The organism is Allolucifera butyrica (assembly GCF_900476375.1).
Taxonomy (GTDB): Bacteria; Bacillota; Negativicutes; order Sporomusales; family UPPP01; genus Lucifera; species Lucifera butyrica.
Window position 1 is genome coordinate 83,320 of sequence record NZ_UPPP01000061.1, and the last position, 16,779, is coordinate 100,098.

A 16,779-nucleotide genomic window follows, 5' to 3' on the forward strand; every position below is an offset into this window, starting at 1 on the left:
TCACCTCTCCGACATTGAAAGAAACTAAAGAATCAGCATGGCATCGCCAAAACTGAAAAAACGGTATTTTTGTCTGACTGCCTCCTCATAAGCGGCAAGAACGGCATCGCGGCCGGCAAATGCACTGACCAGCATTAATAGGGTTGATTGGGGTAAATGAAAATTAGTAATCATGCGGTCGACAATTTTAAACGGATAGCCCGGATAAATGAATATATCCGTCCAGCCTGATTTGCTTTCCAGCGTTCCGCTGCTTCCCGCCGTTTCCAGGGTACGGACGGCCGTTGTGCCGACAGCAATTACTTTTCGGCCCTTTTGCCTGGTTTCATTAATTAAAGCGGCGGTTTGGGCCGAGACCGAATAATACTCCTTGTGCATGACATGCTGTTCAATATCGGCTACCTTTACGGGGCGAAAGGTTCCCAGTCCCACGTGTAACGTTATGAAAGCCAGATTGATACCTTGCGTCGCCAGTTCCTGCATTAACTCACGGGTAAAATGCAGTCCCGCCGTCGGTGCCGCGGCGGAACCTCTTTCCCGGGCATATACGGTCTGATAGCGTTCTTTATCGCTTAATTTTTCTTTAATATAGGGCGGTAGAGGCGTTTCCCCCAAACGGTCTAAAATTTCTTCAAAAATTCCCTCAAAAACAAAGCGGACAATCCGCCCGCCATAGTCTGTTGCCGCCAATATTTCGCAGGATAATTCCTCGCTGAATTGAACCACAGTTCCCGGACGGGCCTTTTTGCCCGGTTTCACTAAAGTTTCCCATTCATTGCCGGAATGGCGGTTTAGTAAAAAAACTTCCACCTTTCCGCCGCTATCTAAACGCGAGCCAATCAGACGGGCCGGGATTACTCTTGTATCATTAAATACCAGTGTGTCGCCCGGCAGTAAATATTGTTTCAGATTATAAAAGGACTTGTGTTCAATCCGTCCCGTTTGCCGGTCAAGCACCAGCAGCCGGGAATGGTCCCTCGGCTCGCACGGGCGCTGGGCAATCAAATCCTGTGGCAGGAAATAATCAAAATCCGATAACTGCATGTATGGAACTCCTTAATACCCACATTCCGCACCCTGAACTTATGGCGACAATAATTCTCCCAATTTATAGCCACGAAGTAAATAACAAGTTTATATTTCGTTTGAAAATTTATCAAGCTGATCTTTCTCAGGAGAATTATTGTCGAGTGACAGAGGACTGCGGAAAGTGGGTTAATATAATTTTTCAATTTCCACACCATGGTAATAGTGTTTCAATATCGTCTCAAAATATGCGGCGGCGCCGGCCGGTGCCTTTTCCGCCATAACCTTTGCCCCCCATTGTGACATGCCGACACCATGACCCCAGCCAAAGCCGCTGAAAACAATCATTTCCCGGGGAGAGCCGGTAATGCGGCGAAAGGCGGGATTATTCATGATTCCTGTTGCCGCCGCCGCCGGCGGTAAATTAATTTCAATTGTTTTATCTTCCGTATCGCCATAAGTATCGGTAACCTGTAAGTCAATGGCCTTTTGGACCGGTACAACCACCTTGATATCAAATAACGTGCTGGGCAAACCCAGCAGAGTGCGTAATTTAGTGCCCTGAATTTGAACCCGTCCGGCTGACCCGATTAGCTGCAGACTTTTAATCCGGCCGGATACTCCGCGGTCAGCCGCATTCACCGGCGGAGAGGTTAACGGGGATAATTCGATGGCTTGCAGTGCACCTATCTTATAACCGGCCCGGCGGAGCACATTGTTTAAGTCGGCGGCAGTCCATTGTTTTTCCCATTTATAGTGGGGAGTTCCCTGATCAAAGTCCTCCACCCCCCGCAAATAAGGCAATGCCGTGCCCCAGACGTTCTCACTGTTTTCCGTATAGCCGCCGGCGCTGCTGTGAAAATAAGCGGCGATCGGCTTAGCATGATACGTTATTACCAGTCCTTGGGTCGCATTGACGGCCTGAATTCCCCGTGCTGTCTCACACTCCGTGCCGCCGTAAACCTGGTTGTCCGTCGTAGCATAAACGTCAATGCCGCCGGCGCCGTGTTCCCTTAGATTATAAAGAGCGTAGGTCCGCGCCGCCACGGCTTGCGCCTTCACGGCTTCCAGGGGCCAGTCCGTCGAAATTTCCCGGCCGATAACACCGTATAAATATTCCTCAAGAGGAAGCGTATTCACCACCGTTAGACCCTGGACTGTTCCCTGAGAATCAATCTCTATAACGCCCCGGTAACCGCGCCGGTTTACTTCCGTAATTCCTTTTTCATCCGTAACATTAACCCGCAGCGTACGGGCATGGGCTGGCACCCCGTTCAAAACGATTCCTGCCGGTTTCTCCGCAACAATGACTTTCTGCTTGGCGGCAAATTTACCTACAATTTGTGAAGTCTCCGTATCTACAATCGTAAAATTACAGTCCGCCGAGACAATCACACTACTCTGATGTGTCCAGATTCCTACATGAATTAAGGGACTATGATCCGCTGCGGCGTAACCCGGTTTAAAACAGAAAAAAATACTCCCCAAAATAAGCAAAAAGAAAGTAAGCTTTGCTTTCATCATGAATCCTTTCATTTAACGCAGAATATTTAAAATAATTGTTAACAGGATGCTTAAAATAATCGAGGTAACAATCGGAAAGTGAAAGCTTACATTCCCTTTCACAAAAGAGATGTCGCCGGGAAGTTTTCCTAACGGAAAAAATTTACCGCCAAAATGAATGATTGCGCCAAGGAGCAGCAAAATAAATCCCGTAAACATAATCAATTTTCCCAACGAGTCGAAACTAGACACAACATCCCCCCCTTTTTACCATAACCGCTCTTGGTCTTTATCCTGCTCCGCCGTTTTATAAGGTATCTTTAGGTGTTCATAAGCAGCCCGGGTTGCAACCCGCCCCCGGGGAGTACGATTCAAAAAGCCCAATTGCAGCAGAAACGGTTCATATACATCTTCTATGGTGTCGGTTTCTTCACTGATCGCCGCCGCCAGTGTTTCCAGTCCCACTGGACCGCCGTCGAATTTTTGGATAATTGTCACCAGCATGGACCGGTCTGTTTTATCCAGGCCGCACTGGTCCACCTCCAGCAATGCCAGGGCCTGGTCGGCAATCCGGTCGGTAATGATACCGTCTCCGGCTACCTGGGCATAATCCCGTACCCGTTTTAACAGTCTGTTGGCCACACGCGGCGTACCCCGGGAACGGCGGGCTATTTCCTGAGCGCCCCGTTCTTCAATCGGAATGTTTAATATTTCAGCCGCTCTCTTGACAATACATACCAGATGTGCCGTTTCATAAAACTCTAAACGGCACATTACTCCAAAACGGTCGCGTAACGGCGGTGCCAGCGCCCCGGCGCGGGTTGTTGCTCCAATCAGCGTGAAACGGGGCAAGTCCAGCCGGATTGACCGGGCACTGGGGCCTTTGCCGATAATGATATCCAGGGCATAATCCTCCATGGCGGAGTATAAAATCTCTTCCACGCTGCGGGACAAACGATGTATTTCATCGATGAACAGAACATCTTTTTCCGTAAGATTGGTTAATAGAGCAGCTAAATCTCCGGGCCTTTCAATGGCCGGCCCGGAGGTGATCCGGAAATTTACGCCCAGTTCGTTGGCAATAATCCCCGCCATCGTCGTTTTTCCCAATCCCGGCGGACCGTATAACAAGACATGGTCCAAAGCCTCCTTGCGGGCAAGGGCGGCCTGAATAAAAATCGTAAGATTGTGCTTGACCTGATCCTGTCCTATATATTCCATTAACCGGCGAGGCCGCAGACTGTACTGCCAGCCGTCCGCGTCCTGTTCCCCGCCGGCAATGATACGTTGTTCTTCCATGCTACCTCCTGCCAAATTCCTTCAGCACCCGTTTTATGATTTCTTCCGCCGATTCCGTTCCGTCGGTTACCTTGCGAATTACCGGCATTAATTCCGCCTGGCTGTAGCCCAAAGCCATAAGGGCCATTAAGGCTTCCTGTCTGCCGTTATCATGACCGGTTCCATTTTGGATAAAGGATTCCGGGTTGTCAGATGCATCCAGTTCCTGATTCATTTTATCTTTTAATTCCACAATGATTCTTTCGGCCGTTTTTTTACCGATTCCGGGAAGCCTGGTTAAAAGCGCAATATTTTTCTGGCTTACAGCGCGCCGGAATTCCTGCGGACTGGCGGCGGACATGATACTTAGGGCAACTTTAGGACCGATGCCGGAAACAGATAACAGTTGTAAGAAAAGATCATACTCTTCCTGACTCGAAAAACCATATAATAACAGGGCATCTTCCCGCACGTGAAGATATGTAAACAGCATGGCGGAATTACCGGCGGATAATTTCTGCCGGGTCGAATAGGGAATAAAAACCCTGTATCCCACACCCTGTACATCCAGAAAACAATAGTCAGCAAATAAATGAGATACCGTACCTCTTAAATAGCCAATCATACTTTACCTTCCCATACTGCTTTCATATCACCGGCATGAGCCGTGCAAATAGCAACAGCCAACGCATCAGCCACATCATCCGGTTTGGGCTTCGTTGTCAGATTCAGCAATTTTTGGGTCATATAAATCACTTGTTCCTTCGTAGCCTTCCCATACCCGACAACGGACTGTTTAACCTGTAATGGCGTAAATTCCACAATTGGGACGGAATTTTGGACCGCCGCTAATAAGATGACTCCTCGGGCCTGTCCCACCGTCATTGCGGTGGTAACGTTTTTATTAAAGAAAAGCTGCTCAATCCCCAGTTTGTCCGGCCGATAAAGTTTCAAAAGCTGGTCAATTTCCCGGAAAATGACTTCCAGCCGTTCAGCGGTCCCCAATGCCGGGGTTGTTTGAATCGCCCCGTAGTCAAGCGCTTTTAAACGGCTTCCTTCTATTTTTACAAACCCATACCCGCAAATTGCGGTACCGGGGTCTATTCCCAATGTCAGCATTGATAGCGTCCTCCTTCTGTATACATATTCATTCGACATTCTGGCACACTATTCCTTTTACCATTTGGGCATAAGAAAAACCGCTAACGCGGTCTTTCGATTCAAGTCTTTTAACGAGATTGTAATCCTTCCAGAGTTCGCAATAAGTCTTCTTTGGACTTTACAATCATACCCCGTCTTAATTCGTCTAAATCCTGGTCGGTCAGCTTATTCGCGGAAATCTTAGTGACTTCTTTGACAATGGCTTTCGGACCCGGTTTTCCGTAGAAAACCGCTACATAACCGTCTTTAATGCCAATAAACATATTATTGGCATGTTCGCGGCAAAAACTGTCCACCTCCAGCGTCATTTGCACCTCCGGCGGGTCAAATTTGTCAATTGTCCAGCCGGAATAAACTTTTTGCAATTGAGCATAGTTTAAGCCAATCAGGTTGTCCGCCGGTTTGGTGCGCAAAGTCTCTACGTCGTGGCATTTTAAATAGACAATTTTCTGCACCAATACCGTATCCGGGGTGATTTTTATACCCCCATTCCTGGTTACTTCGGTATCCTGCGTTAAAGGGGGCTTGAAGCCGTTGTTCGCGGTATACTGAACATAGCAGTAGGTAGCCGCCGTAATGATAAGAGCGGCACTGCTGATTAAAAATATTTGTGTTTTGCGCTTTTTTAAATAAGACAACATCGAAAACACTCCTTTTTCGTGTTGTCTACATTATTACCAAAAAATACAAAACTTATTCAAGAAAGACCGCTGACGCGATCTTTCGGCTCGTGGCGCAGGACTTAGGGCGCGGGGAAACCTTTCATTTTGGGCGGCCACCAGGTAGAAATGTCGTCTTGCCATAAACATATAAGAAAGACCCAAAGGGTCTTTAAATGGAAGGAAAGTATTTTACTTTTCAGCTTTTTTAGGAAGCATGTGTTATTTAAAAAACAACCCGAAAGTTATACTTTCTGATCCCACAAAAAACAGGCCGGCGGCCTGTTTAATTCAAAAATGCGAGTTTAATCTTCAAAATCATCAGGAATATCAAAGTTAACATATACATCCTGCACGTCATCATGTTCTTCCAGCGCATCGATAAGTTTTATCATTTTTGCGGTGTCTTCAGCGGCGAGGGAAACCGATGTTTCCGGAACCATGGTAACTTGAGCCACGGCGGTAACGATTTTATTTTCTTCCAATACTTTCTGTACCGCATCAAATTGCTCCGGCACCGTTATGATTTCAAATTCATCGTCGTCGGTCTTGAAATCTTCCGCTCCTGCTTCCAGGGCAAGGAGCATTAATTCTTCTTCCTCGACGCCGGTCTCTTTATCGACAACAAACAATCCCTTTTGTTTAAACATCCAGGATACGCACCCGGTCTCGCCTAAATTACCGCCGTGTTTGGAAAATAGATGCCGTAAGTCCGCCGCCGTCCGGTTCCGGTTATCAGTCATAACCTCAATCATTACGGCAACACCGCCGGGCCCGTAGCCTTCATAAATAATTTCTTCGTAATTACTGCCTTCCAGGGCACCTAACCCTTTTTGGATAGCCCGCTGAATATTTTCCTTGGGAATATTATTGGCTCTGGCCTTTTCCAATGCCAGCTTTAACTTCATGTTGCCGGTAGGGTCTGCTCCGCCCAAACGGGCCGCAACCGTAATTTCCCGGCTGATTTTAGTCGTAATTTTACCCCGTAATGCATCTAATTTTCCCTTTTTGTGTTTAATATTTGCCCATTTTGAGTGTCCTGACATATCTTTCTCCCCTTCATAACGTCTCAATCAGGCAATATTTTAGCATACTAGCGGCTTTTTGGCAAAACTATTATTTACAGGGCCCGTTCAATTACGGCGCCGATATCCTTACGGGGACGATAACCGACAATCCGGTTGATTTCCTGTCCGTCTTTCAAGACAACCAGCGTAGGAATGCTCATTACGCCATACTGGCTTGCAATTTGCTGCTGCTCATCCACATTGACTTTAGCTACAACAGCCTGGCCTTCATAGGTTTGAGCCACAGCCTCTACTTCCGGGGCAACCATTTTGCACGGACCGCACCAAGGCGCCCAAAAATCGACTAAAACGGGTTTAGCGGCCTTTAATACCTTTGAATCAAATTCTTCCTGGTTGGAAATCGTAATTACACTCATTTTTTTGCCTCCCTGTCTCTTTTTTTATAAGTATAGAAAGTAAACTTTGAATAGCCGTTAACGGTTTTTCTTATAGTATAAAACAAATAAAAACTTTTTAATCACATACCCTACCCCATCCCCGGGGGTAATTCTATTTTAATAAGTTTTGAGGAAAAAGTCAATCCGCACTATGTTTAATTTACAGTTACAAGGCGGTTCACACTTTTTCCGGCAAAAAAAATCGCAGTTGACCGAAACGCCAACCACGATTTGGAGACAATCCAGCTATGAGTATTCAATAAGCCGAGTCCTGTTCCGCAAAACTATGCGGTGATGATCATTTATCTGGACCGGCAGTTGCCTGACGGTTCTAGCGACACAACCCGGAAGGCTCAGCGGGCCGCTTCATCCCTTCCCTATTTGGTCTTGCTCCAAGTGGGGTTTACCTAGCCAGCCAGTCACCTGGCTGCTGGTGCGCTCTTACCGCACCGTTCCATCCTTACCCGGTTTTTATACCGGGCGGTCTACATTTCTGTGGCACTTTCCCTGAGGTCACCCTCGCTGGACGTTATCCAGCACTCTGCCCTGCGGAGCTCGGACTTTCCTCGAATATCCTGTCGATATCCGCGATCATCTTTCCTACTCATAGCATGAAATCTTTCGCAATTATAACACAGTCGGAGCAACTAATCAAGTTCTTAAACCGTTTTTTATTCTATAAGCAGTATGCGCCCGCAATTGTCACAATATACAATATCCTGCGTCATCGACAGTTGAACGGCGGGAACGCTCATCCTGCAACCACCGCATACGCCATTTTCCAGTTTGGCAAGGGGATAAGAGGTTTTCCTCTGCAATGCTTTATAACGGCTTAAAACAACCGGATCAACCTGAGCCGCCACGTTATCATATTGAGACTGCAATTGGCTGACCTCCGTTTCAATCAGAGCAATTTCCTGTGAAATTTGCTGCTGCTTGACCAAATGTTCTTTTTTCTTCTCTTCAATTTGTTTTTCATCCTGAATAATTTTCTGCATCAATTTTTCGGATTCATCCATTCCTTCAAATACTTCCTCTTCCCGCATGGCAATATCCCGTTTGGCCGCGTCATATTTTGTTTTAAGCTGTTCCATTTCTTTTAAATTGGTAATTTCACCACTATATAAACGTGTTTCGAACTGGTGATATTGTTGAATGATATGAGACAGATCCGTTTCTTGTCGGGCGCACACTTTTTTCATACAGACCAATTTCTCGCGGTCTGCAGCCACGCTTTGTATAAGCAGCTTAATTTCCTGCCATAATTGTCTCACTTCTTCCGAACATATATTTTGGTGCCTACTCTTTAGTAAATTTTCCTGCCGTTCAAAAGTCTGAAGCTGCCAAAGCAACTGCAAATCCTCTTTCATACCACCAACTCCTCACTTATTAGTATAAAATAGAAAGACAGGCAGAATTACACTACCTGTCAATCATACCAATGAAAAATATCCTGATTGGCGCCGCCGGAATGAACCGTCAAATCCCATTGATTGCTGGCGGCGGACTGCTTTAAATAATTCACAACATGGCTAAGGACGGGGTATTCTGTCGCAAAGTGTCCGGCGTCTATAACCGACAATCCCATTGATACCGCCTCTTGGGCCTGGTGATACTTTACGTCGCCGGTTACCAGTACCTTCGCACCGGCTTTGGCTGCGGCAGGAATCAATTCTGCGCCGCTGCCGCCGCATACAGCTACCTTCTGAATTGGCTGATTTGCATCCCCCGCCACTTTTACCGCCGGTATTTGCAATACCTGTTTTACTTGCGAGGCAAACGAAGTCAATGACTGAGGTTTTTTCAGGCTGCCGGTACGGCCTAAACCGAAGGATACAACCGGATTCGTCAAGGGATAAAGATCATAAGCAACTTCTTCATACGGATGAACCGCCTTTAAACACTGAATCACCTTCGTACTGATTGAGGCCGGTACTACTGTTTCCAGCCGGACTTCTTCCACTGATTCCAATCTGTTTTGCCGGCCAATATAAGGGCTTGTTCCTGCGAGCGGCATAAAGGTTCCCATTCCTGCCGCCGTAAACGAACAATGGCTATACTTGCCGATGTGTCCGGCACCGGCATCTAATATCGCTGCTCTCACCGGTTCGGCATGGGGACGGGGCACAAAAACAACCAGTTTATTAAATTTTTCAACACGGGTCACCTGTAAAATTAAAATGTCCTGTAAGCCTACTAATCCGGCCAGGACATCATTGACTCCGCCGGGCGCAATATCCAGGTTGGTATGCGCCGCATAAACGGCAATATTATTTTTTAATAAGACCGCCAATATATTCCCCAGGTTTTTGTCGGTGCGAATCTTGTCCAGACCTTTAAAAAATAAGGGATGATGGGAAATTATCATATCTACTTTCTGCTCGGCGGCATAAAGGACCGTCGGCAAAGTAACATCCAAAACGACCAGAATATTTTTAACTTTCTGCGCCGGGTCCCCCACAAGCAAGCCTACATGGTCCCAGTCTTCAGCCAAATAGGCAGGAGCTAATTTTTCCATTTCGTCTATCACCATCTGACAAGTTACAGACATTTTAAATAAGCCTCCATCTGTTGAATTTTATTCAACAATTCGTAATACTTAACCGTAAGAACCGCTTCTTTACTGCCGTTCATTTGGGTGAGGACTTTTTCCCATTGCCCCAATAATAGCTCCATGTGTTCCCGTAATAATGGATGACGCCGGCGCCATAATAATGGCCCTACCTCATATAATACCGGCTCGATGGGGTCCATTAAGCCTTTTTCGGCAACAAGGATCTCGTATAGTCTTCCGTCTTCCTTCACCAGCGTTTCCTGCGTAAGCTTCCAGCCATTGGCAGCCAACCACTGACGGACCTCGCCGGCCCCAATCATTGGCTGTAAAATCAAGTGCGATAAAGAGGCAACTACTTCCGGCCGGGCTGTCAGTATATGCAGCATGGTAGAGCCGCCCATGCCGGCAATGACGGCGACATCCACTTCATAAGGAGAAATAATGGTAAAGCCGTCTCCCTGGCGCAAGGAAATCCGGTCGGTCAATGAATGTTGTTTTACGATATTTTGCGCTGCCCGAAACGGACCGGTATGTAAATCGCCGGCGACAAGGCGGGGGGCGATTTTTTGCTGTATCAGATAAACCGGCAAATAGGCATGGTCTGTGCCTATATCAGCCACAGCCGCTCCTGGTGGCACAAAAGAGGCGATTGCCATTAACCGCTCACTGATTTTCAATAGTATTCCCTCGCAATTCTCTAGTAATATTCGTTTAGCGAAAAAAAAATCCTGCTGCTCTATAATATCAATAATATCAATAATATCATAAGAAAGACCCAAAGGGTCTTTACTTTCTGGTCCCACAAAAAAACGCAAAGCAATTACCGCTTTGCATCGAACTCTTAGAAAAGATATTATAAAATTGGTGGGCGATGACAGGATCGAACTGCCGACATCCTGCTTGTAAGGCAGGCGCTCTCCCGGCTGAGCTAATCGCCCACATGGTGACCCGTAGGGGATTCGAACCCCTGATACCGCCGTGAAAGGGCGGTGTCTTAACCACTTGACCAACGGGCCATGCTAATAAAAAAGGTGGTGGGCCCACCTGGGATCGAACCAGGGACCAGCCGGTTATGAGCCGGCTGCTCTACCGCTGAGCTATAGGCCCTTATAGATATTTAAAACAGGTTTTCCGAAGAAAGCCTGTCTAAAACCTCTTGTGATAAGCTGGCTCCTCGAGTAGGACTCGAACCTACAACCACTCGGTTAACAGCCGAGTGCTCTACCATTGAGCTATCGAGGAACGTCACCAACAAGAAATATTATACGATAATGTAGGGATTACGTCAAGTGATTTCTTTAAATACTTTTAATTGGAATCAAAAGTGTTATTCCAGAAAATCTTTGAGTTTTTTACTCCGGCTGGGATGTCTCAACTTGCGCAGCGCTTTGGCCTCAATTTGACGAATCCGTTCCCGCGTCACCCCAAAGTGTTGTCCCACTTCTTCCAAGGTACGCGCCCTTCCATCGTCCAATCCGAAACGCAGCCGCAACACCTTTTCTTCCCGCGGTGTAAGCGTCTCCAATACTTCCTCCAACTGTTCCTTTAAAAGCATAAAGGAAGCGGCTTCCGCCGGAGCCGGAGCATCCTGATCCTCAATAAAATCACCAAGATGCGAATCTTCTTCTTCTCCAATTGGAGTTTCCAACGATACCGGTTCTTGTGCAATTTTCATGATTTCCCGTACCCGGTCCACACTAATATCCATTTCACCGGCTATTTCTTCCGGCGATGGTTCATGCCCCAATTCCTGTAACAGCTGTCTTGAAACCCGGATTAGTTTGTTGATCGTTTCTACCATATGAACGGGTATACGAATTGTCCTGGCTTGGTCGGCAATCGCGCGGGTGATGGCTTGACGAATCCACCAAGTGGCATAAGTACTGAATTTATACCCTTTGTTATAATCAAATTTTTCTACCGCTTTAATTAAGCCAAGATTCCCTTCCTGAATCAAATCTAAAAATAGCATTCCCCGCCCAACATAACGTTTGGCGATACTGACAACTAGCCGCAGATTGGCCTCGGCCAAACGGCGCTTAGCCTCATCATCCCCCAGTTCCATTTTTTTGGCTAACTGAATTTCTTCTTCGGCGCTTAAAAGGGGTACACGGCCAATTTCCTTAAGATACATGCGCACCGGGTCATCAATGCTAATACCCTCAGGAATGGTTAAATCGATGTCTACCTCTTCCTGCGTTACTTCTATTTCTGAAATATCCGGGCCTTCTAGATTATCAACGTCAGGAATTTCATCTACTATTTCGATTCCTTTATTTTGAAACAGCTCGTAAATGTCGTCAATTTCATCCGGTGATAAATCCTCACTTTGCAAGCGGTCCATAAATTCACCGGAAGTTAATACCCCACCACGTTTTTTGGCTGTATGCAAGAGTTCATTTACATTATCCGTTGTAATATTTTTTTTCTCTGTCATTCTATCTCCCCCCCTCCGTTGGTTGGCCCGTTTAAGACATGAAACTGATTATTACGGTTTATATAATTTGCTAATTTCATCTTTAATTCGCTGACTTTCCGCTAATTCCTGCAGAAAGTTACTATCCCCCATACGTTGTAATTCATCGGCTCGCAAACGATGTTGTTCATACAATAAGTTTAAGTGCGACAATTTAACTGCCCTAATACAATCATCAATCATTCTGCTTACATCAGTACACGGAAACTCCAATAACATAATATGGGAAAATTCGGCATTGGCTTTTTCACTCAAATTCATCGCCAATATTACCGGCTCAATCTTTCCTCCTGCCGCAAAGGCATTAAATAAAGAATGTACGATTTCACGCCGCCATGTATCTTCAATTGAATCAGCATCAATTTGGACTTGTACGTACGGGATCAAAGCACTGTCGTCACACATAAGACGGATCATTTGACGTTCCGCTTGTACGGCGGCAGTGTCAACAGCTTTAGGCATTGTTATTATGTCCATATTTTTACCCGTTTTTACATTTTTATCCTTTTGAGTCGTTGTTAAGTATTTCCGCAATTCACTGCGAATGGCACTTTCGGCAACTCCCAGGGTCTGGGAAAGACGGATAATATAAGCGTTGACTTCCACCGCATTATTCGAATCCGCCAGTACCGGTACAATTTTGCCAACAACGGCTACTTTTCCTTCCAGCGTGGTATGATCGATGGTTTCCAGAGCCAGCTGAAGCTGGTAATCGATAAGGGTCGCCGCGTTTTTTACGAGAGTGCGGAATTCTTCAATACCATGCTTACGGATAAATTCGTCGGGATCTTTGCCATCGGGAATTTTCACCACCCGGACTTTCGCGCCTAAAACGCGCACGATGGATAAAGCGCGCAAAGTAGCATTTTGGCCGGCAGCATCACTATCATAGGCAAAAATGATTTCCGCCCCGTAACGCAATAACGGCTTTGCCTGTTCCGCCGTAAACGCGGTACCCAGGGAAGCAACGACATTCGCCATTCCATGAGCGTGAGCCGTAATGGCATCCATATATCCCTCTACCACAATGGCCTGACCGGAACTACGGATATGTTCACCGGCAATGTCCAATCCATACAAAATATGACGTTTGTTAAAAATGGGCGTTTCCGGCGAATTTAAATATTTGGGCTGGGTCTGATCCATAATGCGGCCGCCAAACCCGACAACCTTGCCTCTGGCATTACATATGGGAAATATAATCCGGTCACGAAAGCGGTCATAAAAACCTTCTCCCCCGTTTTTATGTACTGCTAATCCTGCTTTCAGTAAAATATCGGCCTTCAGATTTCGTTTTAAAAGGGCATTAGATAGTTTATCCCAAGCAGCCGGAGCGTAACCCAGCCTAAATTTCACGGCAATTTCGGCGGTAATACCACGGTGGGCTAAGTAATTTCTGGCATTTATGCCATAATCGGTCTTAGTCAGACAAGAATGGAAAAAATTGCGGGCCAGTTCATTAGCCTGAAATAAACTGGCGATTTCCTTTTCTCTTTCTCTTTCGTAAGCGGACTTTTCTTTTTCCGGCAAAGGAATATTCATTTTATTGGCCAGTATTTTTACGGCTTCCATAAAACCGACATTTTCAATTTTCATCAAAAAACTAAAAATATTTCCTCCCGTATGACAGCCAAAACAATAGAAAAAACCTTTATCGGGCGTAACCGAAAAAGAAGGCGTATTTTCATGATGAAATGGACAGCAACCCCAAAAATTTTTCCCTCTTTTTTTTAGCGGTACATAATCAGATATAATATTTACAATATCCCCTTCGGCTCGCAATCGTTCAATCAGGTCTTCATACTGTACATCTTTCATATTTTCACCACTACAAGCATGTAAATATAAATACGGTTTATAAAAGTATCCCTTTCTTAGTTTCCGAATCCGCTTTGATACGTATGATCCGCTCCAAGCTTATGTGTATTCTACATTTTTTTCTCAAATCCTGCTCCCTTACATTTTCTCTTTTTTGCTTCTGATTATAAGATATTCAATAAAAGTTTTTAATATCCTTTTCCCTCTTGACAAATCATTCTGGATCATTATAAGAATTTAGTCTGAGCCACCCCAGGTTGAAGGAATACAGATTTTTTTAAATAATTGAATGGCATATAAATCGCTCAGCCCGGCAATGTAGTCGACGACCGTTGTTTGCAGTCCCCATTTTTGTTCCCGGTTCTGGAATTCTTGCGGTAGAACATCGGGGCTATTCATAAAAAAATCAAATAATTTACCAACCACAAATTTAGCCTTTTTTCTATCAAATTCCAAGGCTGGAGAACGATATATTTTAGCAAACATAAATTCCCGCAATTCGTGCATTGCCTGCTGAACTTCCGGCGACATGCTAATTTCATTATGCCCATTTGAGGACTCAATCATGTCTTTTACCATTGACGTAATCATAGCTGACGGTTTGGTGCCGAGCACTTTCGTTACCCGGTCAGGCAAATCGTCAGGACGAATCATCCCGGCCCGTATTCCATCATCATAATCATGGCATAAATAAGCAATCCGGTCACCAATCCGGACAATATTTCCTTCTAATGTATAAGGCAGGTTTGGCCCGGTATGATTGAGGATACCGTCTTTAACATCCAGGGTTAGATTAAGGCCCCGGCCTTCGTGTTCCAGATATTCTACAACCCGCAAACTCTGTTCATTATGATTATAATGACCGACAATTTCCCGGAGTGCCTCTTCGCCGGCATGGCCAAAAGGCGTATGGCCGACATCATGGCCAAGGGCAATTGCTTCCGTTAAATCTTCATTTAACAGTAAGCCCCGGGCAATAGTCCGGGAAATTTGCGCCACTTCCAAACTATGGGTCATACGCATGCGATAATGGTCACCCGGTGTTATATAAACTTGTGTTTTATGCTTTAACCTTCGGAATGCTTTGCTATGAATGATCCGGTCCCGGTCACGCTGATACGCGGTACGGAATTCACAGGGTTCTTCCCGGTAATTTCGTTTTGCCTCTTGACTTTTTGCCGCATAGAGAGATAATAGACTATATTCCTGCTGTTCAATTCGTTCACGAATATTCATAGAACCTCCTCCTGTTACCATGGCTCCCATGCATTTCCATACCTCTTTTTTATTGAATCTGTTATAATGGACGTGAAAGGCGGAGTGAAAAATGAAACGTAGAATCTTTTTACTTGTTATTTTTTTACTAGTTCTTTTAACTACAACCGGATTTGCCGCTAAACCCGTTATTCGAGCCGACAATACATATTTTGACATCAATACGGGTTTGTATGTACTCAATGGGAATGTATATATTCAAGTTAACAACCGTATTATCACCGCCGGTCAGGCTAAAGTCAATGTTGCCGGCCTTGAAGTATGGGGTTCCGGCGGCGTTACCGTAACCCAGGACGATATTAACTTTACGGGTGACAGTGTTTATGTTTATGGTGCTCAAGACCAAGCCAAAATTGACGGCGGTGTTAAGCTGACCCGTACAGGCTTAACAATCACGGCGGATCAGGTAGACTTTAACTGGCAAAATAAAATTGCCGTGTTTAGCGGTCATGTACAGGTGTCGCAAAACGGCAACGCGTACAGTGCCGACAGTGTAAATTATAATGTTGCAACCAATACCATTTTATAATATGGACAACCTCCGGATTTGCCGGAGGTTTCTTTTTATATATAAAAGACCCTTAGGGCCCTTTCTGTAATACGCAATTTTTATAAGCAATTTCCAGAAGCGTATTGGCGGTTTCTTCAATTGCCTTATTGGATACGTCGATGACCGGACAATGGATCCGGTCCATAATTGATTTGGCATAGTGTAATTCTTCCTCAATCCGTTCGACATTGGCATATTTGGAATCCGGTCCCAAACCCATGATTCTTAAACGCTCCGAACGAATGCTATTCAGTTTTTGGGGATCGATGATTAAACCTACGACCCGTTGCGGCGATACCTCAAATAATTCCTCCGGCGGTGGAATCTCCGGCACTAACGGTACGTTGGCAACTTTGAGTTTTTTATGGGCCAAATACATGCTTAAGGGAGTTTTAGAAGTACGGGATACGCCGATAATAACCATGTCGGCTTTCAATAGACCCCACGGATTTTTTCCGTCATCATATTTTACGGCAAATTCTACCGCTTCCACCCGTTTAAAATATTCCTGGTCTAATTTATGCATTAAACCTGGTTTTAACCTGGGAGGCGACTGCACAATATTTTGCACTCCGGAAATCATCGGCCCCATGATATCAACCGTAGGAATATTATGCTGCGAAGCTTGTGCTGTCAATGCGTCCCTTAAGTCAGGCGACACCAGGGTATGACAAATAACGCAGGTATGACGGACGGCCTCCTCTACCACTTCCTCGATTTGCTGTACCGAATGAATGTATGGAATGCGAATAATATCCAGTTTTTCGGTGTCGAACTGGCTGGCGGTAGCCCTGGCCACCATTTCAGCTGTTTCGCCGATTGAATCGGATAATACATAAATAATTGGCGCAGCTATAATGCTTACCCCCTTTTCCCATATTTGTTGCTGAAACGGAAACAGCCAACTGTGCAGCAGCAACTGCGTGTTGCGTTCATGACAGTTTTGTTTAACCTAAAAGTAGTATACGCTAAACGTATGCTAAATCCTCTATTTTAAGCAGACTTATACTTAAA

The 16,779-nt window shown here is 45.5% G+C and carries 17 protein-coding genes, 4 tRNA genes and 1 other RNA gene; 1 reads left to right on the forward strand and 21 read right to left on the reverse strand.

From position 1 onward, the window contains the following. Positions 1-24: 24 nt before the first annotated feature. The 20 genes from queA to LUCIF_RS06315 all read right to left on the reverse strand — a co-directional run bounded on the left by queA (position 25) and on the right by LUCIF_RS06315 (position 15,176). Positions 25-1,044, reverse strand: coding sequence for a tRNA preQ1(34) S-adenosylmethionine ribosyltransferase-isomerase QueA (gene queA / locus LUCIF_RS06220; RefSeq protein ID WP_122627015.1), 1,020 nt, complete (start codon positions 1,042-1,044; stop codon positions 25-27). Positions 1,045-1,215: 171 nt separating this feature from the next. After that, positions 1,216-2,550 carry a SpoIID/LytB domain-containing protein gene (locus tag LUCIF_RS06225; RefSeq protein WP_165865905.1) on the reverse strand — a complete coding sequence of 445 codons (1,335 nt, stop codon included), beginning with the start codon at positions 2,548-2,550 and terminating at the stop codon, positions 1,216-1,218. Between the two features lie 12 nt (positions 2,551-2,562). After that, the gene (locus LUCIF_RS06230; RefSeq protein ID WP_243638693.1) at positions 2,563-2,781 is read right to left on the reverse strand and encodes a DUF2905 domain-containing protein; all 219 of its coding nucleotides are present in this window, start codon (positions 2,779-2,781) and stop codon (positions 2,563-2,565) included. A 15-nt stretch (positions 2,782-2,796) separates the two neighbouring features. Then, positions 2,797-3,828 carry a Holliday junction branch migration DNA helicase RuvB gene (ruvB, locus tag LUCIF_RS06235; RefSeq protein ID WP_122627017.1) on the reverse strand — a complete coding sequence of 344 codons (1,032 nt, stop codon included), beginning with the start codon at positions 3,826-3,828 and terminating at the stop codon, positions 2,797-2,799. A 1-nt stretch (position 3,829) separates the two neighbouring features. Then, the gene (ruvA, locus tag LUCIF_RS06240; RefSeq protein ID WP_122627018.1) at positions 3,830-4,432 is read right to left on the reverse strand and encodes a Holliday junction branch migration protein RuvA; all 603 of its coding nucleotides are present in this window, start codon (positions 4,430-4,432) and stop codon (positions 3,830-3,832) included. Continuing rightward, entirely contained in the window at positions 4,429-4,926 is a 498-nt protein-coding gene (gene ruvC / locus LUCIF_RS06245) for a crossover junction endodeoxyribonuclease RuvC (RefSeq protein ID WP_122627019.1), read from the reverse strand. The genes ruvA and ruvC overlap by 4 nt, the downstream gene beginning before the upstream one ends. A 110-nt stretch (positions 4,927-5,036) precedes the next feature. Further along, positions 5,037-5,609 (reverse strand): BofC C-terminal domain-containing protein, encoded by a 573-nt coding sequence (locus tag LUCIF_RS06250; protein WP_122627020.1) that lies wholly within the window; start codon positions 5,607-5,609, stop codon positions 5,037-5,039. Between the two features lie 323 nt (positions 5,610-5,932). Beyond that, positions 5,933-6,673 carry a YebC/PmpR family DNA-binding transcriptional regulator gene (locus tag LUCIF_RS06255; RefSeq protein WP_122627021.1) on the reverse strand — a complete coding sequence of 247 codons (741 nt, stop codon included), beginning with the start codon at positions 6,671-6,673 and terminating at the stop codon, positions 5,933-5,935. A 74-nt stretch (positions 6,674-6,747) separates the two neighbouring features. Then, positions 6,748-7,071: a thioredoxin gene (trxA, locus tag LUCIF_RS06260; RefSeq protein WP_122627022.1), complete on the reverse strand. Its 324-nt coding sequence runs from the start codon at positions 7,069-7,071 to the stop codon at positions 6,748-6,750. Between the two features lie 266 nt (positions 7,072-7,337). Next, positions 7,338-7,699: RNase P RNA component class A (rnpB, locus tag LUCIF_RS06265), an RNA gene on the reverse strand. A gap of 64 nt (positions 7,700-7,763) precedes the next feature. Further along, positions 7,764-8,462: a zinc ribbon domain-containing protein gene (locus LUCIF_RS06270; protein ID WP_122627023.1), complete on the reverse strand. Its 699-nt coding sequence runs from the start codon at positions 8,460-8,462 to the stop codon at positions 7,764-7,766. A gap of 59 nt (positions 8,463-8,521) precedes the next feature. Continuing rightward, positions 8,522-9,643 (reverse strand): Nif3-like dinuclear metal center hexameric protein, encoded by a 1,122-nt coding sequence (locus LUCIF_RS06275; RefSeq protein WP_122627024.1) that lies wholly within the window; start codon positions 9,641-9,643, stop codon positions 8,522-8,524. Next, positions 9,634-10,449 carry a tRNA (adenine(22)-N(1))-methyltransferase gene (locus LUCIF_RS06280; RefSeq protein WP_165865906.1) on the reverse strand — a complete coding sequence of 272 codons (816 nt, stop codon included), beginning with the start codon at positions 10,447-10,449 and terminating at the stop codon, positions 9,634-9,636. Before LUCIF_RS06280 ends, LUCIF_RS06275 begins: the two co-directional genes overlap by 10 nt. 59 nt (positions 10,450-10,508) lie before the next feature. Next, positions 10,509-10,584, reverse strand: a tRNA-Val gene (locus LUCIF_RS06285). 3 nt (positions 10,585-10,587) lie between these two features. Next, positions 10,588-10,662: transfer RNA gene (locus LUCIF_RS06290), tRNA-Glu, on the reverse strand. A 16-nt stretch (positions 10,663-10,678) separates the two neighbouring features. Beyond that, a tRNA-Ile gene (locus tag LUCIF_RS06295) sits at positions 10,679-10,753 on the reverse strand. 60 nt (positions 10,754-10,813) lie between these two features. Next, positions 10,814-10,888 (reverse strand) — tRNA-Asn (locus tag LUCIF_RS06300). An 85-nt stretch (positions 10,889-10,973) separates the two neighbouring features. Then, a complete protein-coding gene (gene rpoD, locus LUCIF_RS06305; protein ID WP_122627027.1) occupies positions 10,974-12,083 on the reverse strand; it encodes an RNA polymerase sigma factor RpoD in 1,110 nt (369 codons plus the stop codon). A gap of 51 nt (positions 12,084-12,134) precedes the next feature. Next, complete coding sequence (dnaG, locus tag LUCIF_RS06310; protein ID WP_122627029.1) at positions 12,135-13,940, reverse strand: DNA primase; 1,806 nt, start codon at positions 13,938-13,940, stop codon at positions 12,135-12,137. Between the two features lie 237 nt (positions 13,941-14,177). Then, positions 14,178-15,176, reverse strand: a complete 999-nt coding sequence (locus tag LUCIF_RS06315; RefSeq protein ID WP_122627030.1) for a deoxyguanosinetriphosphate triphosphohydrolase — start codon at positions 15,174-15,176, stop codon at positions 14,178-14,180. A gap of 91 nt (positions 15,177-15,267) precedes the next feature. Here LUCIF_RS06315 and LUCIF_RS06320 point away from each other — a divergent pair, with 91 nt between their 5' ends. Continuing rightward, positions 15,268-15,744 (forward strand): LptA/OstA family protein, encoded by a 477-nt coding sequence (locus LUCIF_RS06320; protein ID WP_122627032.1) that lies wholly within the window; start codon positions 15,268-15,270, stop codon positions 15,742-15,744. A gap of 52 nt (positions 15,745-15,796) precedes the next feature. Here LUCIF_RS06320 and LUCIF_RS06325 read toward each other — a convergent pair whose 3' ends face one another. After that, positions 15,797-16,621 carry a pyruvate, water dikinase regulatory protein gene (locus LUCIF_RS06325; protein WP_122627185.1) on the reverse strand — a complete coding sequence of 275 codons (825 nt, stop codon included), beginning with the start codon at positions 16,619-16,621 and terminating at the stop codon, positions 15,797-15,799. Positions 16,622-16,779 lie beyond the last annotated feature (158 nt).